Here is a 21850-nt window from a genome sequence, read left to right on the forward strand (position 1 = left end):
CCGTGGCAACGCGCGATTATGTTGCCCCCGTCGGCGAAACAGAAACCACGCTGGCGCAAATCTGGCAAACATTGCTGGGACTGGAGCGTGTCGGGCGCCATGATCATTTCTTTGAGCTCGGCGGCCATTCCCTACTGGCTGTCCAGCTTGTCGCACGCATTCGCCAGACACTGGCACGAGAATTATCCTTACGGCAATTGTTTGCCCAGCCCGTTCTGATGCAGTTGGCTCATACATTGATGGATAACACCACATTGATGGATAACGCCACATTGACGGAGCATGACACATTGACAGATCACGCCATCGAAATGCAGGCCGTCATTCCTGTGGCAGACCGCAGCCAGCCGCTGCCGCTGTCTTTTTCCCAGCAACGCCTGTGGTTCATCGGACAGCTCGATCCGTCAGCAAGTCAGGCTTACCATCTGCCAACAGCACTGCGCCTGAGTGGTTTGCTTGATCATCATGCCCTGACGGTTGCACTGAACCGTCTGGTCGCCCGCCATGAGAGCCTGCGTACCCGTTTTCTCCTGGTCGAGGGTCAACCTTGCCAGCATGTTGATCCCGCTGACATTGGTTTTACTCTCTCATTCCATGACTTGCGCCAGCTTGGGCCGGAACTGCATGAGCAGCGTGTTGCCGGACTCGCTGAACAAGAAGCGCAAATGCCGTTTGATTTCATTCAAGGCCCGCTGATCCGTGGGCAGTTGCTGAAACTGGCAGATGAAGAACATGTGCTGTTGCTCACCATGCACCACATTATCACTGATGGCTGGTCCATCGGTGTGTTGGTACGTGAATTGGGCGAGTTCTACTGTGCTGCCCTCAATCATGCTGCCCTTAATGGCCACGGCGATCCTCTGCCTCCTTTGCCGATTCAGTACGCGGATTATGCGGTCTGGCAACATAAGATACTGCAAGGCACCCGTCTCACTGAACAACGTGATTTTTGGTGCCATCAGCTAGATGGCATTCCGGCCTTGCTGACGCTTCCCACCGATCGGCCACGCCCGGCGCTGCAATCTTACGTCGGTGATCAAATTTCTTTCCATCTTGACGCACCATTGTTGACATCAGTCAAAGCCCTCGGACAACGCCACAACAGTACATTATTCATGGCGGTACTGACGGCGTGGAGCATCGTACTTTCCAAGCTCAGTGGTCAGGATGATATTGTCATCGGCACACCGGTTGCCAACCGCCCTCATCATGAACTTGAAGGACTGATTGGTTTCTTTGTCAATACGCTGGCACTGCGTGTCACATTGCGTCACGGTTCCAGCGTCGCTGATTTGATTGCGCAGGTGCATGAACGGGCACTTGCCGCCTATGACCACCAGGATTTACCTTTTGAGCAAGTTGTAGAAGCACTCCAACCCGAACGCAATCTGAGTTACAGCCCGCTCTTTCAGGTCATGCTGACCCTGAACAACACCCCCGCCCAGATGCTGGCATTACCGGGATTACAATTGCAGCCCCTTGAACAACCGCACCACAAAACACATTTTGATCTCACGTTATCACTGGTTGAAACGGAAACAGGTTTGGCAGGGGCTCTGGAATATGCGGCGGATCTGTTCGATGCCACAACCGTGGAACGCATGGTCAGCTATTTAACCCATGTATTGACGGCGATGGTTGCCGATGAAAACCAACCGGTTGCTACCCTGCCGATGCTGCCGCCATCAGAGCGGCAGCAACTCCTGGCGGAGTTCAATGCAACTCAGGCGGATTTTCCGCAAGATGCGCTGATCCACCAGCTGTTTGAAGCTCAGGCTGTACAGCAACCTGATGCCATTGCCGTGGTGCATGAAGACCAGACACTGAGTTATCACGAATTGAACCAACGTGCCAATCGTCTGGCCCATCATCTGATTGCGTTGGGCGTACAACCCGATGATCGGGTCGCGATTTGTGTTGAGCGCAGCCTTGACAGTGTGGTGGGATTGCTTGCCATTCTTAAGGCCGGTGGTGCTTATGTCCCCCTTGACCCGAATTATCCGGCCGAACGCTTGGCGTATATGCTCGAAGACGCCGAACCGGTTGTGTTGCTGACCCAGGCATCACAACTTGCCAAACTGCCCGATACAATACCGCTGGTCATTCTTGATATACAACACATTGATACGCAAGACATTGATACACAAGATATTGATACACAAAACATATTGCCGGAGACTCTGTCCACCCACAATCCCGAAATGCACATGCGGGGGCTGACATCACGCCATCTGGCTTATGTGATTTACACATCCGGTTCAACCGGACAACCCAAAGGGGTCATGGTTGAACACCGCAACGTTCTCCGCCTCATCATCAACAGTGGTTTTGCGGATATCGGCCCGGATGATTGTATTGCCCATTGTGCCAACATTGCATTCGATGCATCGACATGGGAAATTTGGGCGGCCCTCCTTAACGGAGGACGTCTGTATGTCGTTTCACAACCTGTGCTGTTCGATCCGAAACGTTTCTGTGATTCACTCATCAAAGGAAAAGTCACCGCTCTTTGGCTAACCACCGGTTTGTTCAATGAATATCTCGACACCCTCAGGCCCTTGTTCGGGCAATTACGCTATTTGCTCGTTGGCGGCGATGTCCTTGATCCCAATAAAATTCAGCAAGTACAACAGGCTGAATCAAGGCCAGACCATTTATTCAATGGCTACGGCCCGACAGAAACCACCACCTTTGCCACGACCTATACTATTCCGTCTTTTGTCGATGTAACACGCTCTGTTCCTATTGGCCGCCCGATTGCCAATACCCGGATTTATCTCCTTGATGCCTGCCGCCAACCTGTGCCACTGGGGGCAACCGGTGAAATTTACATTGCAGGGCACGGCGTTGCCCGGGGTTATCTGAATCACCCTGAACTGACAGCCGAATGTTTCCTTGCCGATCCATTCTCCCAGGATAAAAATGCCCGCATGTACAAAACCGGGGATCTGGGCCGTTGGCTGCCCGATGGCAACCTTGAATATCTTGGCCGCAATGATTTTCAGGTCAAATTGCGCGGTTTCCGTATCGAGCCCGGTGAAATCGAGGCAAGACTGAAACAATGTCACGGTGTACGTGAAGCACGGGTATTGGCTCGCGAAGTGCTTGCTTATAAAAACATGGCCGACGAAAATAAGGCGGGACAAAAACGTCTGGTCGCGTATCTGCTGCCACAATCAGGAGCCGAACTTGTGCCCGCAGAGTTACGCCAGCAACTCACCCAGTATCTTGCTGACTATATGCTCCCCAGTGCGTATGTGATATTGGACAGTTTTCCGCTGACACCGAACGGCAAACTCGACCGTCAGGCTTTACCTGATCCTGATGATTCTGCCCTTGTCACACACGGCTATGAAGCACCAAGCGGTGAAACTGAAATTGCCCTAGCTGAAATCTGGCAAAATTTACTGGGTCTGGAGCGCATCGGCCGCCATGACCATTTCTTTGAACTCGGCGGTCATTCACTGCTCGCGGTAAAATTGTTAAATCTTATGCGTGAAAAAAATATGGAAGTTCCCCTGACCGCTTTATTCGCTCATCCCACTTTATGCCATCTGGCTTCCATCGTCGGAGAACACCCTGTTATGCCCATTTCTCCCTTTGATACAAATCCTGTTCCCCTCAACCCGACAGGATCTTTATTGCCTTTATTCTTGATCCATGAAGCATCCGGCGACCCTCTGGTCTATTCACCGCTGGCGGCTTTACTGCCGGATGAGCTTCCTGTCTATGCGTTACAGGCGCTTGGCATTCATACCCTTGAGCATCCACCGGCATCCATTGAGGCGCTGGCGGCCTGCCATATTCAGGCAATCCGCCGCATCCAGCCACAAGGGCCTTATCGTCTGGCCGGCTGGTCAATAGGTGGATTAATTGCCTATGAAATCGCCCAGCAGCTTATCGCAGAGGGTGAAACCGTCGAATTCATCGGAATGATCGACTCCTACCTTCACCCTGATAGCGATAAAGACCCCGGTCAGCCATCAATCACCGCCGATAAGACGGTGGATAAGGAAGCAGAACAAATTGCCTCCTTCATTGACTCACTGCGTACTCAAGAAAATATCCACGACGAGCAGGCTCTGGAAGCGCTGTATAAATTCAGCCAATTGGAGCAAGTGATTGACTACTGCATTGAGCGCCAATGGTTACCCTCAGCGATCACCCGCGAAGATATTCTCCTGCGGCTCTACAGCGCCGAGATGATTACACAACTGGGCCAAAGTTACACCGCACCCCAGTCATCCTTGCCCGTTCACCTTTATATAGCCGATGACGGCCCTGAAGATATCTGGCGCGGCTGGCGTGATATTGTCGGTCAGCATTCAGAAGTCCACCTGACTGGCGGAACCCATTTCTCCATCATGCACCGTCCGTTCTTGAACCATCTGGCCGATTCCATCATCGAACATCTGGGCGCTGTGCCTGCATTTGATCCCAGTGTCATGGTTCAACAAGGCTCGCAATGGGTATCACCGCTCTTTTGCCTGCCCGGAGCGGGGGCCAGCCCTTCCAGTCTGCTTGGGTTAACACTGGCCTTCCCCCGGCAATTACCGCTGTATGCTTTACAGGCACGGGGGTTTACTGACGAACATAACGTCCCTTACGCCAGTGTCGAGGGAGCGGCGCGCGCTTATCTCCGGATTATCCGCCAAATCCAGCCCCACGGCCCTTATCATCTGCTGGGGCACTCTTTTGGTGGCTGGATTGCCTTCGAAATGGCATTGCAATTGCAGACTCAGGGAGAAACCGTCTCTGACCTGATCCTTATCGACACTGATGAGCCCAACCAACAAGGCAGCCCGCTAAAATCATACAACCGTGTTGAAACGATCATGGAGCTCATTGATATCTACAATATGATATTAGAGCAGCCTCTCCCGCTCACAAGGCAGGATTTCGACAATATGGACCAGAATGAACACACTCAGCACCTGCACAATGCCTTGGTGAAAGTCGGGCTATTCCCTGCCAAAACCCCCATGTCACTGTTGCAGGGCATCATCCGTGTGATGCAGGCTAACCTGAATACCGCCTATCAACCGCGCACGCGCTATAAGGGGCTTGTTCATCTGGTCAATGCGGAGCAAGGGGATGCCGATGAAAAAAGCACGCGCGAGATCCAATGGAACAACCATGTGACACAGCTAAACGCAATGATGGTGCCCGGCAATCACATGACGATGTTGTCCGAGCCCCAAATCGGCCAATGGACAGCAACACTATGGCAGGCATTAACTTATGTCGATAACCCATTGCTGAAATAATGATTGATGGCTTATGGTCAGAACGGTGAAGGCTGTTCCCTTCACCTGTAATATGGGGTCCGCCCTGACTCAGGGCGGGTTAGTGATTCTAAAGAGGCAAATTATGCTGCATTTTCTTGACAGTCTGGATCGCAACGAGGCAGATAAAACAACACCTGACACTTCCTGCATGGAGCAACAGGAATGGCAAGCGCTCATCGACCAATTCATTTCCCATGTCGATGAGGAACAACTGCTCGAACTGGAAACAAATATTGCGGGTGACCCTGTTACTTTTTGTCATCGAGAACTCAACAAGCCAATATGCGAACTGACTGAGCTTGAAAAAATGTTTTCTTCGGTGGATATTCCGGAATCTCCGGTTGAAGCCAAGGCCTATATCAGGCATTTGGAGACAGATGTTTTCAATCAGGTAGTCCCTGTATCCTCACCCACTTTTGTGGGTCACATGACATCTGCCCTTCCCACCCATTTGCCTGCACTCAGTAAGATATTGACCGCGTTGAATCAGAATTTGGTCAAATTAGAGACTTCTCATGTCCTAACTGCACTTGAGCGTCAGGTTCTGGGCATGATGCACAAACTGGTCTATGACCGTGATGACGATTTCTATCATCAATGGCTTCATGATGGCGACCATGCTCTGGCCGCTTTTTGTTCTGGGGGAACGCTGGCCAATCTGACGGCCATGTGGGCATGCCGCAACCAACTGATGCCGGCAGACGGCGATTTTTCCGGCATTGCCCGTGAAGGGCTGGCCAGGGGACTCCTTCATTATGGTTACAATGGATTGGCTATTCTGGTATCAGAACTGGGGCACTATTCATTGAAAAAAACCGCTGACGTGCTCGGATTGGGGCAAGATGCACTGATAAAAGTCAACACTGACAGAAACGGGCGGATCTGCATTGATGATTTACACACCCAATTGCAGCACCTGCACGAACGCAATATCAAGCCGATGGCGATTGTCGGCATTGCCGGTACGACGGAAACCGGCGCCATCGATCCATTAAATGTGCTGGCAGATATTGCTGAACGGGAGCAATGTCATTTCCATGTCGATGCGGCCTGGGGCGGTGCCAGTTTACTGTCAGAGCGCCACCGGCATTTATTCGCGGGCATTGAGCGCGCCGATACCGTCACCATTGATGCCCACAAGCAAATGTACGTTCCCATGGGTTCAGGCATGGTTCTGTTCCGTCAACCCGCCCTGACGGATGCCATTGCGCAGCATGCCAACTACATTTTACGCAAAGGATCGAAAGATTTGGGTCGCCATACGCTGGAAGGTTCACGCAGCGCAATGTCTCTGATGCTGCACAGCAATTTTCATCTGTTGGGCAAGCGAAGACTGGGAAACCTGATCGATGCAAGCATCGAAAAAGCACAACAATTCGCAAACATGATCCGCCAGCAAGATGATTTTGAATTAATCAGCGAACCCCAGCTCTGCCTGCTGACTTACCGGTATGCGCCACAAGCAGTGTTGCAGGCGCTATGCGAAGGGCCTGACGCCAGAAAACAAACATTGCACGAAGCGCTTAATGCACTCAACCAAAATATTCAGACCATGCAATGGACTGCGGGAAACTCCTTTGTTTCACGCACCTGTCTCCGCCCGGTGCAATGGGCCGGGCAACCCACCATCGTTTTTCGTGTTGTACTGGCCAATCCGCTGACGACATTGGAAATGCTTGATGACATGTTGAAAGAACAGCGTCAGTTAGCCCAACAAAGCCCATACTGGAAAACACTGCAAGACTGATATCTATAACGCGCCAGTTATCATGTTCAAGGCGATTAAATATTCCGTCGCCTTTCATATCACCTTTCACATTGCTGTTTTATTGGCGATATATTAAAATCCATTAAACAGACTTGTAATACCCAATCAAACGGAATTAAATTTTAAATCCCTTCATTTTTATTTTCTTTCTTATTCATTTACTTAATGATTTTTTGATACAAATTATCAAATTTAACTCTGATTTTACAATGGACATGATATTATTAAATAACTTCATTAACGCTGACCTCTCTGTTTATTATTTTGTTTCTATTTTCGCACCAATTCAATATATCTCACTAATAAACTTATTTAAAAAATCAGAAAAAACAGCCTCACCTATTTTATTCTGCCGTCTAATCACTTCTGTGGCATTAAGTATACTTTCAGCTATTCTGCTACTTTTCTTGCTACTTATTGGCATAAAAACCATTATCGTCATGATAGATCTCAATTATACTCAAAAGATATATGTTCTTTTTAGCGTTTCGATTTTATATCTATTCGTTATACCTGTTGCATTGATTTTCGCCAGCCGATTTAGTGTTAAGTTTTTATTTAAAAATAAATAAAAATATGATGAAATATCAGCTAGTTATAATGAATAAATGTCCATCTCAGCTAGCTTGCTGAGAACGATCCCACCAACCAGGGCAAATAAATTAAATTTATTTGCCCTAGGTAGCCAAAATAAAACACTCTTTTCACCAAACTCATTTTTAATCTTCTTGAGATTTTAATTAGCATATTAAAATAAAGTTAAAATGTAATGACTTTATATAACTTCTCCCGATGACACCAACGATCCTTGTAATCAAACGTGGGCCTGCCAAAACTAAATCTCATTGCAACCCCTTTCTCTTCTGCCAGTACCAGAGCATTTCTGACATTAACCCACATGGCGACAGTGCCTATAGAGGCATCTTTCAAATTCATATCCCTGCCAGTGTTAACAAAATCGAAATTAACCCAATTTACACACTCTTTTTTCAAGACAAACTGAACCACAGCAGGTTGTTTTTTCCACATAAGAATATGACCGAATTTCAATGATGGGATCTCATCCAATAACTCCTTTGTTGCTTTTTTATTGATATGAACTTGCCGCCTCATAAAATATAACTCATCATAAATATCAACAAACTCATCCGTTGATATATCACAAATATTCAATAGAGAACCATCACTACCTAAAAATTTCTTTAATTCACGATTTCTTGTATTGATTGTTTTACTTGAAAATTTTTTAACAACGCAGATTTCACGGTGAGCGTTAATTGCATGTGAACTGTTTATAGCTGATTTTGAATTTTTATGAGATAAATGCTTTGACTTAAAAGGTAATATAAATTTTATGTTATCTTTACTGGGGAAAATTATCTCATCAGAACAAATCGGATAAGGTGCACCTACCTTTTGGTATATTCCGGGTTCACCCGCCAAATAACGAGAATCCCAAACACACAGTGCAGATAGTATTTTACCTTCATGATCTTCCCTGACAAAAAATTTCTCTTTAAAATCAAATCGGCAATGTAAAAATTGAAGTACTTCTGGTGAAGTTGAAATCCCACCGCCATATAATGCATAAGCTTCTTTATAATTATCAAAGCTAGCGCTTTTCCAACCAAACATTATATATGCCCATGAAATATGTAAAAAATTAAGGATAAGACACAAACAGTAAATCATCAACATGGACTACCTTGATGCATTCCTCATTATTTATAGTTTTGTATCATATTAACATTTCACAAAAATAATCAGACTGTTTAGCATTTTAGAAACGCACAATAGAGAAAAAACTGCATATAATAACAATTGGCAACTATAAACATATTATTCATATTAAATCCAAAACTTAATCAGCTTCTTTTGTAATCATACAAAAGCCACGTAAGTAAAGAGTTTTTGCTTTGACGACAATAAGCTTATACGATTATAATTATTAATAATCCCTAATATTGGGAATGAGAACTGATTAAATCTAAAAGAAAGGTTACAATTTTGAATATAAAAATAAGGCTGTTTATTATATTTACTTTAGGGATAGGGTTTGTTATTTATGGCATTCCCCATTTTTCACCGGAAAAAGAAGTGACCCGAATTCCGAGGGTCCTTTATCCATTATATGAACAGTTTGGTACTGCTGGATTAGGTGTCGTCTTAATGGCTATTGGCGTATTTTGCATGTTGTATGCTATTTTTACATACAAGAGAATGAAATAATTCAGTTAAGAAGCATCTCAATTGATTGAGGTGCTTTTACTTGCTATCTAAAAAAGAGGTGATATGCCAGACAATCATACACACTTAACTCAAAAAAAGATCAATAACACTTACAAACCAAAAACATGCCCATTCTGTAATTACTATGGCATCGTACGTTATCCCAAAGAAAAAAGTTGGTCATGTAATCAATGTGGCCGTATGTGGAAAAATTTTCAATTAACCGTTGTCAGTATTCCCTGAGTCTATCAAGACAAAAACATGCTCAAGCCTCGATGAAATATCCTGCCTGATTATTTCTGTGTCATTCATTTCCCTCATTCCCCTAATTTCAGTCAATCAGCGAACCCCTTGAATTAACAAAAAATCGCACTCAAGAATATCATTTTTTTATTTCTCTTTTTTCCTTCGCTTGACATTAAATATGAAAAACCGCAATGCTGCTACATCAATTGAACCAAGCTAATTTGTTTTGACTTTTTATCCGATAATCTCCTCTACCCTATAAAAAATGACCGGAGTATTCGTTATGGCTATATCACTAGAAAATAAAGTCGCGGCAATCACCGGGGCAGCATCAGGCATCGGCCTTGAATGTGCCCGTACTCTTATCAAAGCCGGAGCTAAAGTTGTTTTGATTGATCGCGCTGAAGATCGGCTGATGCAACGGGTTGAAGAACTCGGTGAAAATGCCATCCCGCTGGTTGTTGACCTGATGGAACCAGAACAAGTCGACGGTATGCTTGACGGAATACTGAAAAAAGCCGGACGCCTTGATATTTTCCATGCCAACGCCGGGGCTTATGTCGGTGGGCCTGTTGCAGAAGGTGATCCTGATGTGTGGGATAAAGTGCTTAATCTGAACATCAATGCCGCATTCCGCAGTGTCCGTGCCGTTCTGCCGCATTTTATTGAGCAAAAGTCCGGCGATGTATTATTTACCAGCTCTATTGCCGGTATGATACCGGTGGCTTGGGAGCCCATTTACACTGCATCTAAATTTGCGGTTCAAGCCTTTGTCCATTCTACCCGCCGTCAGGTTTCCAAACATGGTGTGCGTGTCGGTGCCGTACTTCCGGGGCCGGTAGTCACTGCGCTGCTGGATGACTGGCCGAAAGCCAAAATGGATGAAGCGCTGGCAAATGGCAGCCTGATGCAACCTATCGAGGTGGCCGAAGCCGTTTTGTTCATGTTAACCCGCCCGAGAAATGTGACTGTCCGTGACTTAGTCATTCTACCCAGTAACGTTGACCTCTAACCACAAAAGAGATAAGGCTGAAAGAAAGACTATGAATAATAACGAACAGAACACCCCGAAAAGCGACAGTGTCGTCATTGGTGTCGATGTCGGTACAGGCAGTGCCCGTGCTGGTATTTTTGATATGAACGGCAACATGCTGGCATCCGCCAAGCGTGATATAACGCTTTATCGTGATTGCCGTACACTGAATTGTCGTACACTGAATTGTCGTACACTGAATAGTGCTCATTTTGCCGAACAGTCCAGCCGGGAAATCTGGGATGCCGTCTGCTACTGCATCAGAGAGGCCATGTTGCACTCAGGGAGCAAACCGCAACAAGTTGCCGGTATCGGTTTTGATGCAACCTGCTCATTAGTTGTACTGGGGCAAGATAAGGAGCCGATTTCCGTCAGTCCGAGTCAAGACCCGAACCGCAATATCATTGTCTGGATGGATCATCGGGCCGTGGCACAGGCTGAACGCATCAACGCATTAGGCCACCCGGTACTCCATTATGTTGGCGGAAAAATATCACCGGAAATGGAAACCCCCAAGATCCTCTGGCTGAAAGAAAACCTCTGTCACTCCTTTGATAATGCATGGCAATTCTTTGATCTGGCAGATTTCCTGACCTGGAAATCCACCGGTTCCCTCTCCCGCTCTACCTGTACCGTAACCTGTAAATGGACCTATCTGGCACACGAAAAACGCTGGGATGCAGACTATTTTCGCCAAATAGGTTTAGCGGAGCTCGCAGATGAAAATTTTGCCCGCATCGGCCAGGATATTGTTGAACCAGGGACACCTTGTGGTCAGGGATTAACTGAAGAGGCCGCGCAACAGATGGGTTTACTGGCAGGTACTCCCGTCGCGGCAGGCATGATTGATGCCCACGCCGGCGGCATAGGAACCGTTGGCATTAACCGTGATGCAACCCGCAATATGGCTTATGTCTTCGGTACTTCTTCCTGCACAATGACAACCACGCAGGAACCAGTATTCATACCCGGTGTTTGGGGACCCTATTTTTCTGCAATGGTCCCCGGCATGTGGCTGAATGAAGGCGGGCAAAGTGCAGCGGGTGCGGCAATCGAGCAACTGTTGTCTTTGCATCCGGCAGCAAAGGAAGCCAAGGCATTGGCAAAGAAAAAAAGTATACCTTTGCCGGTTTTTTTAGCTGATAGCGTCATGGAAAAAACACAATCTGCCTCCCAAGCTGTCGAAATGACGGAAGGTATTCACGTTGTGCCTGAGTTTTTAGGAAACCGGGCGCCTTTTGCCGATCCCCATGCGCGTGCTGTGATTGCTGGGTTAAATATGGAAAGCGATTTCAATAACCTGCTTTCCTTCTATACCGCGGGTATTTGTGGTATCGGTTACGGGCTGCGGCAAATCATTGAAGCACAGGCAAAATCAGGGGCTGCCATTGAGAATATTGTCATCAGTGGTGGTGCAGGCCAGCATCCTTTAGTTCGTCAACTAATTGCAGATGCCTGTGGTGTCACTGTGATTACCACTCAGGCAAGTGAACCTGTCCTGCTTGGCTCCGCGATTTTGGGTGCAGTCGCCGGAGGTATTGCAGCCAGCGTCGAGCAAGCAATGGCGCAATTTTCTTCCATTGGCTGCATATATTCGCCCAATGAGGCTTATCGCGAACGCCACAACATTCGATTTACATCCTTTCAACATCTCCAGCAATGCGCCAGAGAAATTAAAGGTTAGCCACAATGTATTCAAGAGAGCCTGTTTTTTTACAGGCTTTCTTATATGTTGATATTTTGCCTCTGGTTCCTTCCATGACCTGAAAAGCAGTGGTATTTCAGCCAATTGGACAACATCACATATCCAAACAAAATAGCAAAAAGCAGGAAATATGACCATACTATTCCGACAAACTGAGCATTATATCAGTAAGCAGAATTAATCACTATTGCTCAATTATTGTTTGCCTGTAAACAGATGAACTTGTTATGATGGCGGCCTTGTTCAACTTAAAAAAATAAAGGAGGCTAATTATGATGTTGTGTGATTTGATCGAATATTCACACTTCTTTGGTAATCGCCAGAGCTCAGGCTTTCACAGTATTACACTGCGATAACCCTGCCTGAGCGAAGCGAGCAAAAAACATCTTCCTCAGCTTACTGGGTTGTCGTCCTGACCTAACCCTAGGTATTCATATGCCCGGAAAATGAGTAAGCTATGAGCACATTACTATCTGTAAAATCACTTTGTTATGACACCTCGACAGCAAACCTACTGAATGATGTCTCTTTCACTGTCCAGACTGGCGACCGTATCGGCCTGATTGGTCATAATGGCAGTGGCAAAAGTACATTATTAAAATTGCTGACAGAACAACTTACCCCCAATAGTGGCACAATTCACTATTCCAGCCATTGTGTAACGGCCTATATTGAGCAACACCTGCCAGAAGACGTGGAAAATCAGCCACTAATCGATACCATTTTGCAGAAGCTGCCTGCTGATGAACGCATAATCGAACGTTGGCGAGCAGAAATTCTTCTGACGCAACTGGGCTTTGCTGAAACATTATGGACACAGCCTGCCAACCAGCTTAGTGGCGGACAGCACACGCGTTTACTATTAGGCAGGGCATTAATACAAGAGCCTGACTTGCTTTTGCTGGACGAACCGAGCAACCATCTGGATTTACCCACTCTGTGGTGGCTGGATAACTTTCTTCAATCCTGGAAAGGGAGTTTTATTCTGGTTTCCCACGATCAGGCTCTGCTTGATAACGTAACCAATTGCACTTGGATATTGCGCGACCAGACCCTCAATTTTTATCGATTGCCCTGTTCCGAGGCTCGCCAGGCACTCGCGGAAAAAGATGTCAGTGATGAACATCGCCATCAATCTGAAAAGAAAGAAATCGACCGCATCATGACGAGTGCGAAACGCCTTGCAATCTGGGGACGCATTTATGATAACGAAGGCCTGTCACGCAAAGCAAAACAGATGGAAAAACACATTGAGCGTTTGCGGGATGAGCAGACAGTGTTAACTGAAGGTTACCAATGGCAACTGACATTAACCGGTCAGCCTATTCAGGCTAATCGCGTTCTTGAACTTGATCATGCCACCATAACCGTTCCGAATAGTTCTGTGCCGCTATTTACCACACTTTTTCATCAGATAAAAAGTGGTGATCGCGTGGCAATTATCGGGGCCAATGGTTGCGGTAAATCAACCTTTTTGCAACTGTTGTGGCAACGCTATCTCTCCGAAATGCGCCATAGCCCGGAAATTAAATTCCATCCGGCCATTGCTGTCGGTTATTACGATCAACAATTGCACCAACTGTGTGACAGCGACAGTCTGATCGACGCATTACGGCCATTTGCGCCATTGACAGACGAACAACGCAAAATGGCACTGATTGGTGCTGGTTTTTCTTACTCACGCCATCAGCAAAAAGTGGCTACCCTCAGTGGGGGTGAACGTTCAAGGTTGCTGTTTGTGGGACTGAGTCTGGCGAAGTATGAATTACTGATGATGGATGAACCCACCAACCATCTGGATATTGAAGGTAAAGAAGCCCTGTGTGAACAAATTGCGGACTTTGCCGGTGCATTGCTTGTCGTCAGCCATGATCGCTGGTTGATCGAAAACAGTTGCCAGCGTTTTTGGTTTATCAATGGCAATCAGCTGGAAGAATATAATGATGTTGAGACTATCTATCAAAAAATTGAGCTAATCAGCCCAACGAAGGAATACGATGGTCATACATCCCATATTGCCAGCGATAAATTACAGCCATCCTTATTATTTCAGGAAGAACAATTGCTGGAGCGCTTGCTTCATCTTGAAGAAAAACTGGAAGAGGACAAAAATCGCAAAGCCACCCATCAAAAGCCGCATCTTCAACAGCAATGGAGAGAGGAAATAGAAAAAATACAGACACAGTTGAACCTGTAAGGAATTGTCCATAGCAAGTACAGCTTTGCTCTGAATATTGTCATATTACGGTGATGCCAAGTTTTTTTATAAGGCTTGCATCACCTGAATGTTTTCAGAGGTTATACTTTTTTGACGATTACCGGATTAACAATCTTAAAAAATATTGAATCAGTACCAAATTTAGATTTATATAACTAATTCATTTTTTTATTGATTTAACTCGATATCTAAAACTACGAGTGTAGAACAAAATATATTATTCCTTCAGATAAAGACAAGTGTAGTTTAAATGCGTATATTCAATGTGAACCGTATAAACGCCTTGAATTTAAGCAGTTTTATGAAAAAAATGAAGTTATAATGTTATTAAATTAATAAAAATTAAATATTCGAAATTTTAATTTATTGGAAAAACTCGATGGAAAATATTTTACCAGATTTTATTCCCCTAGATCATAGAAATAGCCAGAGAAATTACTCACATCAAGCACGTATTTTACTTTTACATGGTTCTAACAGAACACCTTCTTTTAGCCGTTTACTTGTTCAAGAAGCCGCTATTATACTTAATTCCATGGGAGCAGAAACCAGAATCTTCGATCCCTTCCATCTCCCCTTACCAGATACTGCTCCAGATTCTCATGGCAAAGTCATTGAGTTAAAACAATTGATGGAATGGTCAGAAGGTCAGGTCTGGTGTTCTCCAGAACATCATGGTTCCATTAGTGCAGTATTCAAATCACAATTAGATTGGTTCACTTTAGAAAAAGATATTTCATGCCCTATACAAGGCAAAACATTAGCCGTATTGCAAGTCAATGGCGGCACTCAATCTTTTAACGCTGTTAATCAATTACGAATGATAGGAAAATATATGAAGATGTTTACTATTCCTAATCATTTGTCTGTACCTCAAGCTTTTCTTGAATTTGATGAGTTAGGCCGGATGAGAACATCATTTTATTATGATAGGCTTATCGATGTTATCGAAGAACTCTTGAAGTTCACTTTAATATTACGAGATAAACGCCAATATCTTTTAGATAGATATTCAGAAAGAAATAAATTAAATACCAATTAATATATTATGAAAATTAATTACCAAATCAACAACCCATCAATACTCTAAACATAATGTATTGATTATATTTTGAAAATTAAGAAAATAAAAACCAACAATGAAAAAATAATATTTTAATATATGACTTCTTATAGATCAGTTAGTATGTTTACATAAGGAAATATTATGAAAAATTATGTTAATGAGTTTAATTCACACTTAAAAAACACTTGGTATAAAAACAAACAGTCATTAAGAAGTACCAAAAAAGAATGGTTTTCTATTAAATATGATTATACAAGTCCACCTAAATTATGTGGAGAACTAAATTTCAATGAACGCATATGGAGCATTCCTGGTGATATTGGAAATAATCACTTCATAGTGAGCTGTTACGATGGATATATTTATTGTTTTAATCTAAAAACATTTCAGAAAATATGGAAATTAAAAACAGATGGCCCTATTTATAGTTCCCCAGCAGTAACAAAGAATGGTGATTTCATTATTGGAGGAGAAGATTTCACTTTGAGAATGATTTCTTCCCAAGGATTCTGCCTATGGGAATTCAAAGCTTATGATGCATTTCATGTCACACCAACAATAGATGAGATAAATGGAATTGTGTATGCCGGTAGCTATGATCACTCAATGTATGCCATCAATATAAGTAATGGCGAGTTAATATGGAAACGAAACTTTGAAAAAAATATTATAGATGATATTTATAGCTCACCATCTCTAACACCATCAGGAAATATCATATTTGGAACTAATAAGACATTAATTTGCATTGACAAACATGGCAATACTATCTGGGAATTTTCTAATGAAGGACGGTTTGAAGGTAGTGCCGCTTTAGATTACAGTATCAATACTGGTATTATTGGTACTGAAGAAAATGGTCAAATTATTATTTTTGATATAATAACAGGAAAAATACGTAAAATTCATCAAACAGAAGGATTTGTTGTTTCTTGTCCCTCCATTGGGTATCAACATATAGCAACAATAGGTAGTGATGATAAAAATATTTATGGTATTAATCTTCTAACAGCTGATATTTTATGGAAATATTATGCAGGCACCCGATTTGTATATACGCCATTTTCTTCTCTTCCCAATGGAGATCCCATATTTGTAGGTACAACAGATGATCCTAATCATTTCTCCGAGTCTGTACACTGCCATAATTATATAAATGGAGAATTACGTTGGAAAATATCCGCACCTAAAGGATTACATTCATCACCTCTTATTACTGAAGATGGTTATTTAATTATTGGTTCACATTGGAATAAAGTATATATCTATCAATGGGGTTAAGTAATCTATGAAATATTATAAAAAATTAGAAATATTAATGAATAAATGGAGTTCTCTATACAATGCCAACATGATGCTACATTGGGATCAAAGAACAATGATTCCTATACGCAGCCATGCATTAAGATCAGAGCAAATATCACTTCTTAGTACTATGCAAAACGAAATATTAGCAAGCCAGGAAATTAGTGAACTTCTAAGCTATATTGATATTCGAATACTAAATGATTGGCAAAAGTCTAATATAAGGGAGATACGCAGGTTACATAACATGGCAACCAAATTACCTGAAAATTTAGTAAATCAGCTTTCGAAAGCAACTATGAAATGCGAAAAAGTTTGGTATATTCAGGCTAATCAAACTAATCCAAAATCTATTGAAAAATATTTTCATGAAGTTATTACCCTAACACGAGAAATGGCCCATTCACTTGGGAGCAGCATCAATATAAGTGCTTATGATGCACTGTTAGAACAGCATCAACCAGGGCTTAGAGAACATTTAATTACTCCTATACTCAATCAAATTGAATCATTTTCAACCAGTTTTGCTTCTATAAGAAAAATTTTACCCGAAGAAAAATTTACTTGGCCAATAATATCGAAAGATCAACAAAAAAAATTCGCGCGAAAATTAATGTCAGAAATGAAATTTGATTTTAGGAAAGGCAGACTTGATGAAAGTCATCACCCTTTTACTGGTGGAATATCTGGTGATATTAGGGTTTGTAGTTATTTTAAGCCAAATAATATTATCTTAGGTATTTCAGCAATCATGCATGAAATGGGGCATGCTTCTTATGAAAGTAGATTACCAAGAAAATTTCGGGGGCAACCTGTCGGTGATTCAAGAGGAATGTGTATTCATGAAGGTATTGCTCTTCTTTTCGAAAAACAAATTGGTCACTCAAGTGAGTATTTAGAATATTTATCTAAAAAACTCAAGCATAAATTTGGATATCCAAATCATTTTAATAAAGAAAATTTACTACATTATTTTAATACGATAAAAAGAAGTGGAGTACGTGTCAGTTCAGATGACTTTACATATCCTGCTCACATTATCATTAGATATAAGATTGAAAAAGAGCTCATATCGGGAGATTTATCGGTAAAAAACTTAAACGATAGATGGCATGATTTGTATAATTTATATCTTGGAATAACTCCTTCCGCTCATGAAGGCCCTTGGCAAGATATTCACTGGGCAGCTGGATATTTTGGTTATTTCCCTTGCTATCTGATTGGAAATGTTATCGCTGCTCAATTATTTAATAATGCAGGAAAAGAATTTGAAATTAAAAGCGAAATTAATCAAGGGAAATTTGATGAGATACAAAAATGGCTTACTGAAAAGGTATACATGAAAAGTTCTTTTTATGAATTTGAAGATCTCATTACGTCAAGTTGTGGCAAAACACTCAATGCTGACGATTTTATTGAAAATCTAAAAGAAAGATTCAATAACCAATAAATAAAACATTTTGACAATGGAAAAATTTTATTTATCACCTTGATAATAAACAAGGTGATATATCAATTAATTTTACTTACTGTGATAAATTAACTACTCGCACTGCTATATTTAGAAATCGCTTTTAACCAGAAAAAACGAGTAAAAATAAGAGCGCCTATAGCATAGATAAAAGACAATAATAATGTTTTCATACTCACAATTCCTAATGCAGCCTGAGCAGGAACATTACTGACGAAGAAAACAGGTAATAAAAAACTCAATAAAAATCGTAAAGCACCGGGATACGCACTGACAGGAAAACGCCCAACATCCATCAATGAATAACAAATAACCCAAACATCCGATACCTTAGTAAACCAAAAGGCAATCAGATTTGAACACATAAAAAGAGAATAAAAAATACAGGCACCCAGTAATAAAGAAAAATTAAATTGTAAAAAGTTCCAAATAGTTAACGCATCCAGTTGAAACATCGCTAATAATACAACTGCATACCCAACAATAAAATTTGCACCATCCCATATGTTAAAACGATGAAAACTAATGAAAAATTGAGTATCTACAGGTCGAATAATGATCATATCTAAATCACCACGCCTAATATATTCAGAAAGCGAGTGGACACTTGGAAATAACCAGCTATCAATAAAAGACTCAATGATAAGCGTTACTCCCAATAAAGCGACCATCTGATAATATGTCCAGCCACCAACTTGAGATACCTGACCAAAAAATCCTATTAGTACTAGTAATGCTAATAAACAAGAAAGACTTGAATTAATTAGATTAACTAAAGCATTAAAGCGAAATTCAAATTCTAATAAAAAAGAATGCCTCAATAAGACTAAAAATAATGAAATATACCTCATTGTGCTAAGCTCCAGATGCTGAATATTTTTTTAGCCCTGCATGCCATAATAACATCCTAATAAGTGTTAATGAAATGACCCAAAATAATTGGACACCAAATCCAAAAAACAAATGATAGTTATCCAATTTTCCTAATATAATTTGAACAGGAAAATCTAATGCTGATGCAAAAGGTAATAATTTCAACCATAAAACAATACTCTCTGGATATAAATCAAGTGGAATTAATACCCCTCCCAAAATGGTATAAAGTGCCCAAAGTAATGGATCGAATGCCATTGAGTTACTAATCCAAAATGCTAATAACCCAAGGCAATAATAAAGATGAAATATAATAATCCAAGCCAGAGAAAGTGCTGGTATGAAGATCAATAAATTTTCAATATCCAAACGATATAAATTACCCGTCAGAAAAATACCCGATATAAAGACCAATGAAATAATAGGTCCTCTGACCATCATTTCTCCTACATGATCAGACACATAGCTATAGAGAGGAGAAACAGGCCGTAAAAGTATCATCGATAGTTCGCCACGTCTAATATCACGATCTAAACGCCTCATAACCCAGATTGCGGTTAACTGGCGGACAAGATAAATTGAAAGAAAATAAACTGCAAAATCACTTGCAGTATAACCACCAACTGTACTTTCCTGAGTCAATCCTAACCAAACAAACATTACAGCTATAGGCATAATACCACCTAATAACCAAATAATAGATTGTGCACGGTACGCTATGACTCTCGAAAAAGATTGACCAATAAGCACCCACCATAACAACAGACTTCTTCTAACATGTTTCAACATCAGCTTCACCATATGAAGATAAATATCTTTCCAAAACCTTTTCAATAGGCTCATCATGAATAGAAATATCAAGTATGATTTTTTCTTCCATTAGCCGTGCTACTAGAGAAGGAAGTAAATCTCGCTCTACAGTTAACTCAATATTTTGGCCATCATCAGAAGATGAGTTAATGAGAGGTCTTAGTTCCGGCTTTATTGGGCCTGAAATGGTTGCTTTTAAAATTTTCTTAGGCGAGCGTTTCTTAATTAAATGTGATAATTTTCCATCGTATACAATTTCACCTGTATTGATAATAATCACGCGTTTAGCCAACGCTTCAACATCAGCCATATAATGAGAAGTCAAAAGAATCGTTGCATTATTTACCTGATTATAATGGGCAATGAATTCACGAACTGCGCGTTGCATGTTTACGTCTAACCCAATAGTGGGTTCATCTAAGAACAACACTGATGGCTTATGTAGCAACGACAAGACCAGTTCACATTTCATTCGTTCACCTAATGATAAATGGCGAACTGGCCTATCAATAATTGAACTCAAAGAAAGCATTTCTACAAGTTCATCTCGATATTTTAAAAAATCTTTTTCATTAATAGAATAAATAACTTTATGTAGTATAAAAGAATCGTTTGGTGTTAAATCCCAAGCCAATTGTTGTTTTTGCCCTGCAACGAATGATATGGATTTTAAATACTCATTCTTACGTTCATAAGGAGTATACCCTAATACCTGAATCGCTCCTGAAGACGGTTTAATAATACCAGTTAACATTTTCATTGTGGTCGTTTTTCCTGCCCCATTGGCACCAAGAAAACCGACAATTTCACCACTATCAATGGAAAAATTAATTGATTTCACTGCTTCTACTATCGCATGTTCTCTTTTAATGAATGATTTTAAACTTCCTAATAATCCAGGGCTTTTAGTATATACCTCATAGGATTTACATAAATCATTTACTTGAATAATGGACATTATTTGAATTTTTCCGTTTGTATTTTGGCACGCATACTAATTGCCCGTCAGGTTTTTTTTCCATTACAAATTCATATAATCTGAGAGCATTATCACAAAAAACATCTTTCCAAGCTTCTTCTGGTATTCCTTGGCGAAAAATTTCTAGATAGGATTTTAAATATACCATCGGCCAACCAGAACCAAAAATTAATTTTTTCGAAGAACCAAGATAGTCAATCAGCCAAGATAACGGTTTTGAAATCAGCCTACTCGCTCGTTCACCAGAGCAGGCTTTGATGTCTCCATCAATCAGTGATGAGCCTTCTAAAAACACATTCGCGTTTTTAGAAGCAACAACTGCTGCACTCTGAAACCAAGGGTTACCCGCGTGAACCAAAACAAAATTAATCTTTGGATAATCAACTGCAATTTCGTCAAAAGAAATAGGATCTGCATATTTAACCTTAGCATGAGCCCACCCAGGATCACCACTATGAAACATTATCGGTACTTTTAGTTTTTCAGCAAGAGCATAAACTGGATGAAAAATTTCATCAGAGGCATACCGATGTATAAAGCCAACATTGATTTTTATTGCCTGAATTTTTCCGTAAATTATTTTTTTTTCAATCATATCAATATCATATTTTAAATCCTTTATAACGGCACAGTGATAAATTCCATATTCATTCAGATCACCATGATTTTTTGAAGGCACGGCTGAATCTGATAAAGCGCCGACAAAATTAATTCCACCGATCGATTCTTTAAAAGAATCCAAGCTTGCTATTATTCCGCTAAAATGATCTGGGGTACCTTCAAACTCAGTATGGATATGCGCATCAAATACATTAATATCAAAATTATTCATTTTTCCCTCAATAGTAATTTCAGATTG

At 41.8% G+C, this 21850-nt stretch carries 12 protein-coding genes and 2 pseudogenes; 9 read left to right on the forward strand and 5 right to left on the reverse strand.

Going from position 1 to position 21850, the window contains the following annotated elements; all coding sequences use genetic code 11:
- Window positions 1-107: 107 nt before the first annotated feature.
- The 3 genes and pseudogenes from Xsze_RS23515 to panP all read left to right on the forward strand — a co-directional run.
- A pseudogene (locus Xsze_RS23515) lies at window positions 108-3302 on the forward strand (non-ribosomal peptide synthetase); the annotation flags it as partial.
- Between the two features lie 93 nt (window positions 3303-3395).
- Window positions 3396-5267, forward strand: a pseudogene (locus tag Xsze_RS23520) (thioesterase domain-containing protein); the annotation flags it as partial.
- A 103-nt stretch (window positions 5268-5370) separates the two neighbouring features.
- Window positions 5371-7035: a pyridoxal-dependent aspartate 1-decarboxylase PanP gene (panP, locus tag Xsze_RS17605; protein ID WP_038235821.1), complete on the forward strand. Its 1665-nt coding sequence runs from the start codon at window positions 5371-5373 to the stop codon at window positions 7033-7035.
- Window positions 7036-7815: 780 nt separating this feature from the next.
- Here the strand turns inward: panP and Xsze_RS17610 are convergent.
- Entirely contained in the window at window positions 7816-8691 is an 876-nt protein-coding gene (locus tag Xsze_RS17610; protein WP_038235831.1) for a GNAT family protein, read from the reverse strand.
- Window positions 8692-9814: 1123 nt separating this feature from the next.
- Between Xsze_RS17610 and Xsze_RS17615 the strand changes: the two genes are divergently transcribed.
- The 6 genes from Xsze_RS17615 (at window position 9815) to Xsze_RS17640 (ending at window position 18308) form a co-directional block, all read left to right on the forward strand.
- Window positions 9815-10543, forward strand: coding sequence for an SDR family oxidoreductase (locus tag Xsze_RS17615; RefSeq protein WP_038235818.1), 729 nt, complete (start codon window positions 9815-9817; stop codon window positions 10541-10543).
- A 31-nt stretch (window positions 10544-10574) separates the two neighbouring features.
- Entirely contained in the window at window positions 10575-12248 is a 1674-nt protein-coding gene (locus Xsze_RS17620) for an FGGY-family carbohydrate kinase (RefSeq protein WP_038235816.1), read from the forward strand.
- 478 nt (window positions 12249-12726) lie between these two features.
- Window positions 12727-14466 carry an ABC-F family ATP-binding cassette domain-containing protein gene (locus Xsze_RS17625; protein ID WP_038235814.1) on the forward strand — a complete coding sequence of 580 codons (1740 nt, stop codon included), beginning with the start codon at window positions 12727-12729 and terminating at the stop codon, window positions 14464-14466.
- 400 nt (window positions 14467-14866) lie between these two features.
- A complete protein-coding gene (arsH, locus tag Xsze_RS17630) occupies window positions 14867-15529 on the forward strand; it encodes an arsenical resistance protein ArsH (RefSeq protein WP_038235812.1) in 663 nt (220 codons plus the stop codon).
- 165 nt (window positions 15530-15694) lie between these two features.
- A complete protein-coding gene (locus Xsze_RS17635) occupies window positions 15695-16834 on the forward strand; it encodes an outer membrane protein assembly factor BamB (RefSeq protein ID WP_038235811.1) in 1140 nt (379 codons plus the stop codon).
- A 7-nt stretch (window positions 16835-16841) separates the two neighbouring features.
- The gene (locus Xsze_RS17640) at window positions 16842-18308 is read left to right on the forward strand and encodes a carboxypeptidase M32 (protein WP_038235808.1); all 1467 of its coding nucleotides are present in this window, start codon (window positions 16842-16844) and stop codon (window positions 18306-18308) included.
- Window positions 18309-18397: 89 nt separating this feature from the next.
- Here the strand turns inward: Xsze_RS17640 and Xsze_RS17645 are convergent, their stop codons facing one another.
- The 4 genes from Xsze_RS17645 to Xsze_RS17660 are packed head-to-tail and all read right to left on the reverse strand — an operon-like array spanning window position 18398 to window position 21823.
- Window positions 18398-19180, reverse strand: coding sequence for an ABC transporter permease (locus Xsze_RS17645; protein ID WP_038235806.1), 783 nt, complete (start codon window positions 19178-19180; stop codon window positions 18398-18400).
- 4 nt (window positions 19181-19184) lie between these two features.
- Window positions 19185-19991 (reverse strand): ABC transporter permease, encoded by an 807-nt coding sequence (locus tag Xsze_RS17650; protein ID WP_038235805.1) that lies wholly within the window; start codon window positions 19989-19991, stop codon window positions 19185-19187.
- A complete protein-coding gene (locus Xsze_RS17655) occupies window positions 19975-20970 on the reverse strand; it encodes an ABC transporter ATP-binding protein (protein WP_038235803.1) in 996 nt (331 codons plus the stop codon). The genes Xsze_RS17650 and Xsze_RS17655 overlap by 17 nt, the downstream gene beginning before the upstream one ends.
- A complete protein-coding gene (locus tag Xsze_RS17660) occupies window positions 20948-21823 on the reverse strand; it encodes an amidohydrolase family protein (protein WP_038235801.1) in 876 nt (291 codons plus the stop codon). Before Xsze_RS17660 ends, Xsze_RS17655 begins: the two co-directional genes overlap by 23 nt.
- Window positions 21824-21850 lie beyond the last annotated feature (27 nt).

Origin of the sequence: Xenorhabdus szentirmaii DSM 16338, assembly GCF_002632585.1 — a bacterium.
GTDB lineage: Bacteria > Pseudomonadota > Gammaproteobacteria > Enterobacterales > Enterobacteriaceae > Xenorhabdus > Xenorhabdus szentirmaii.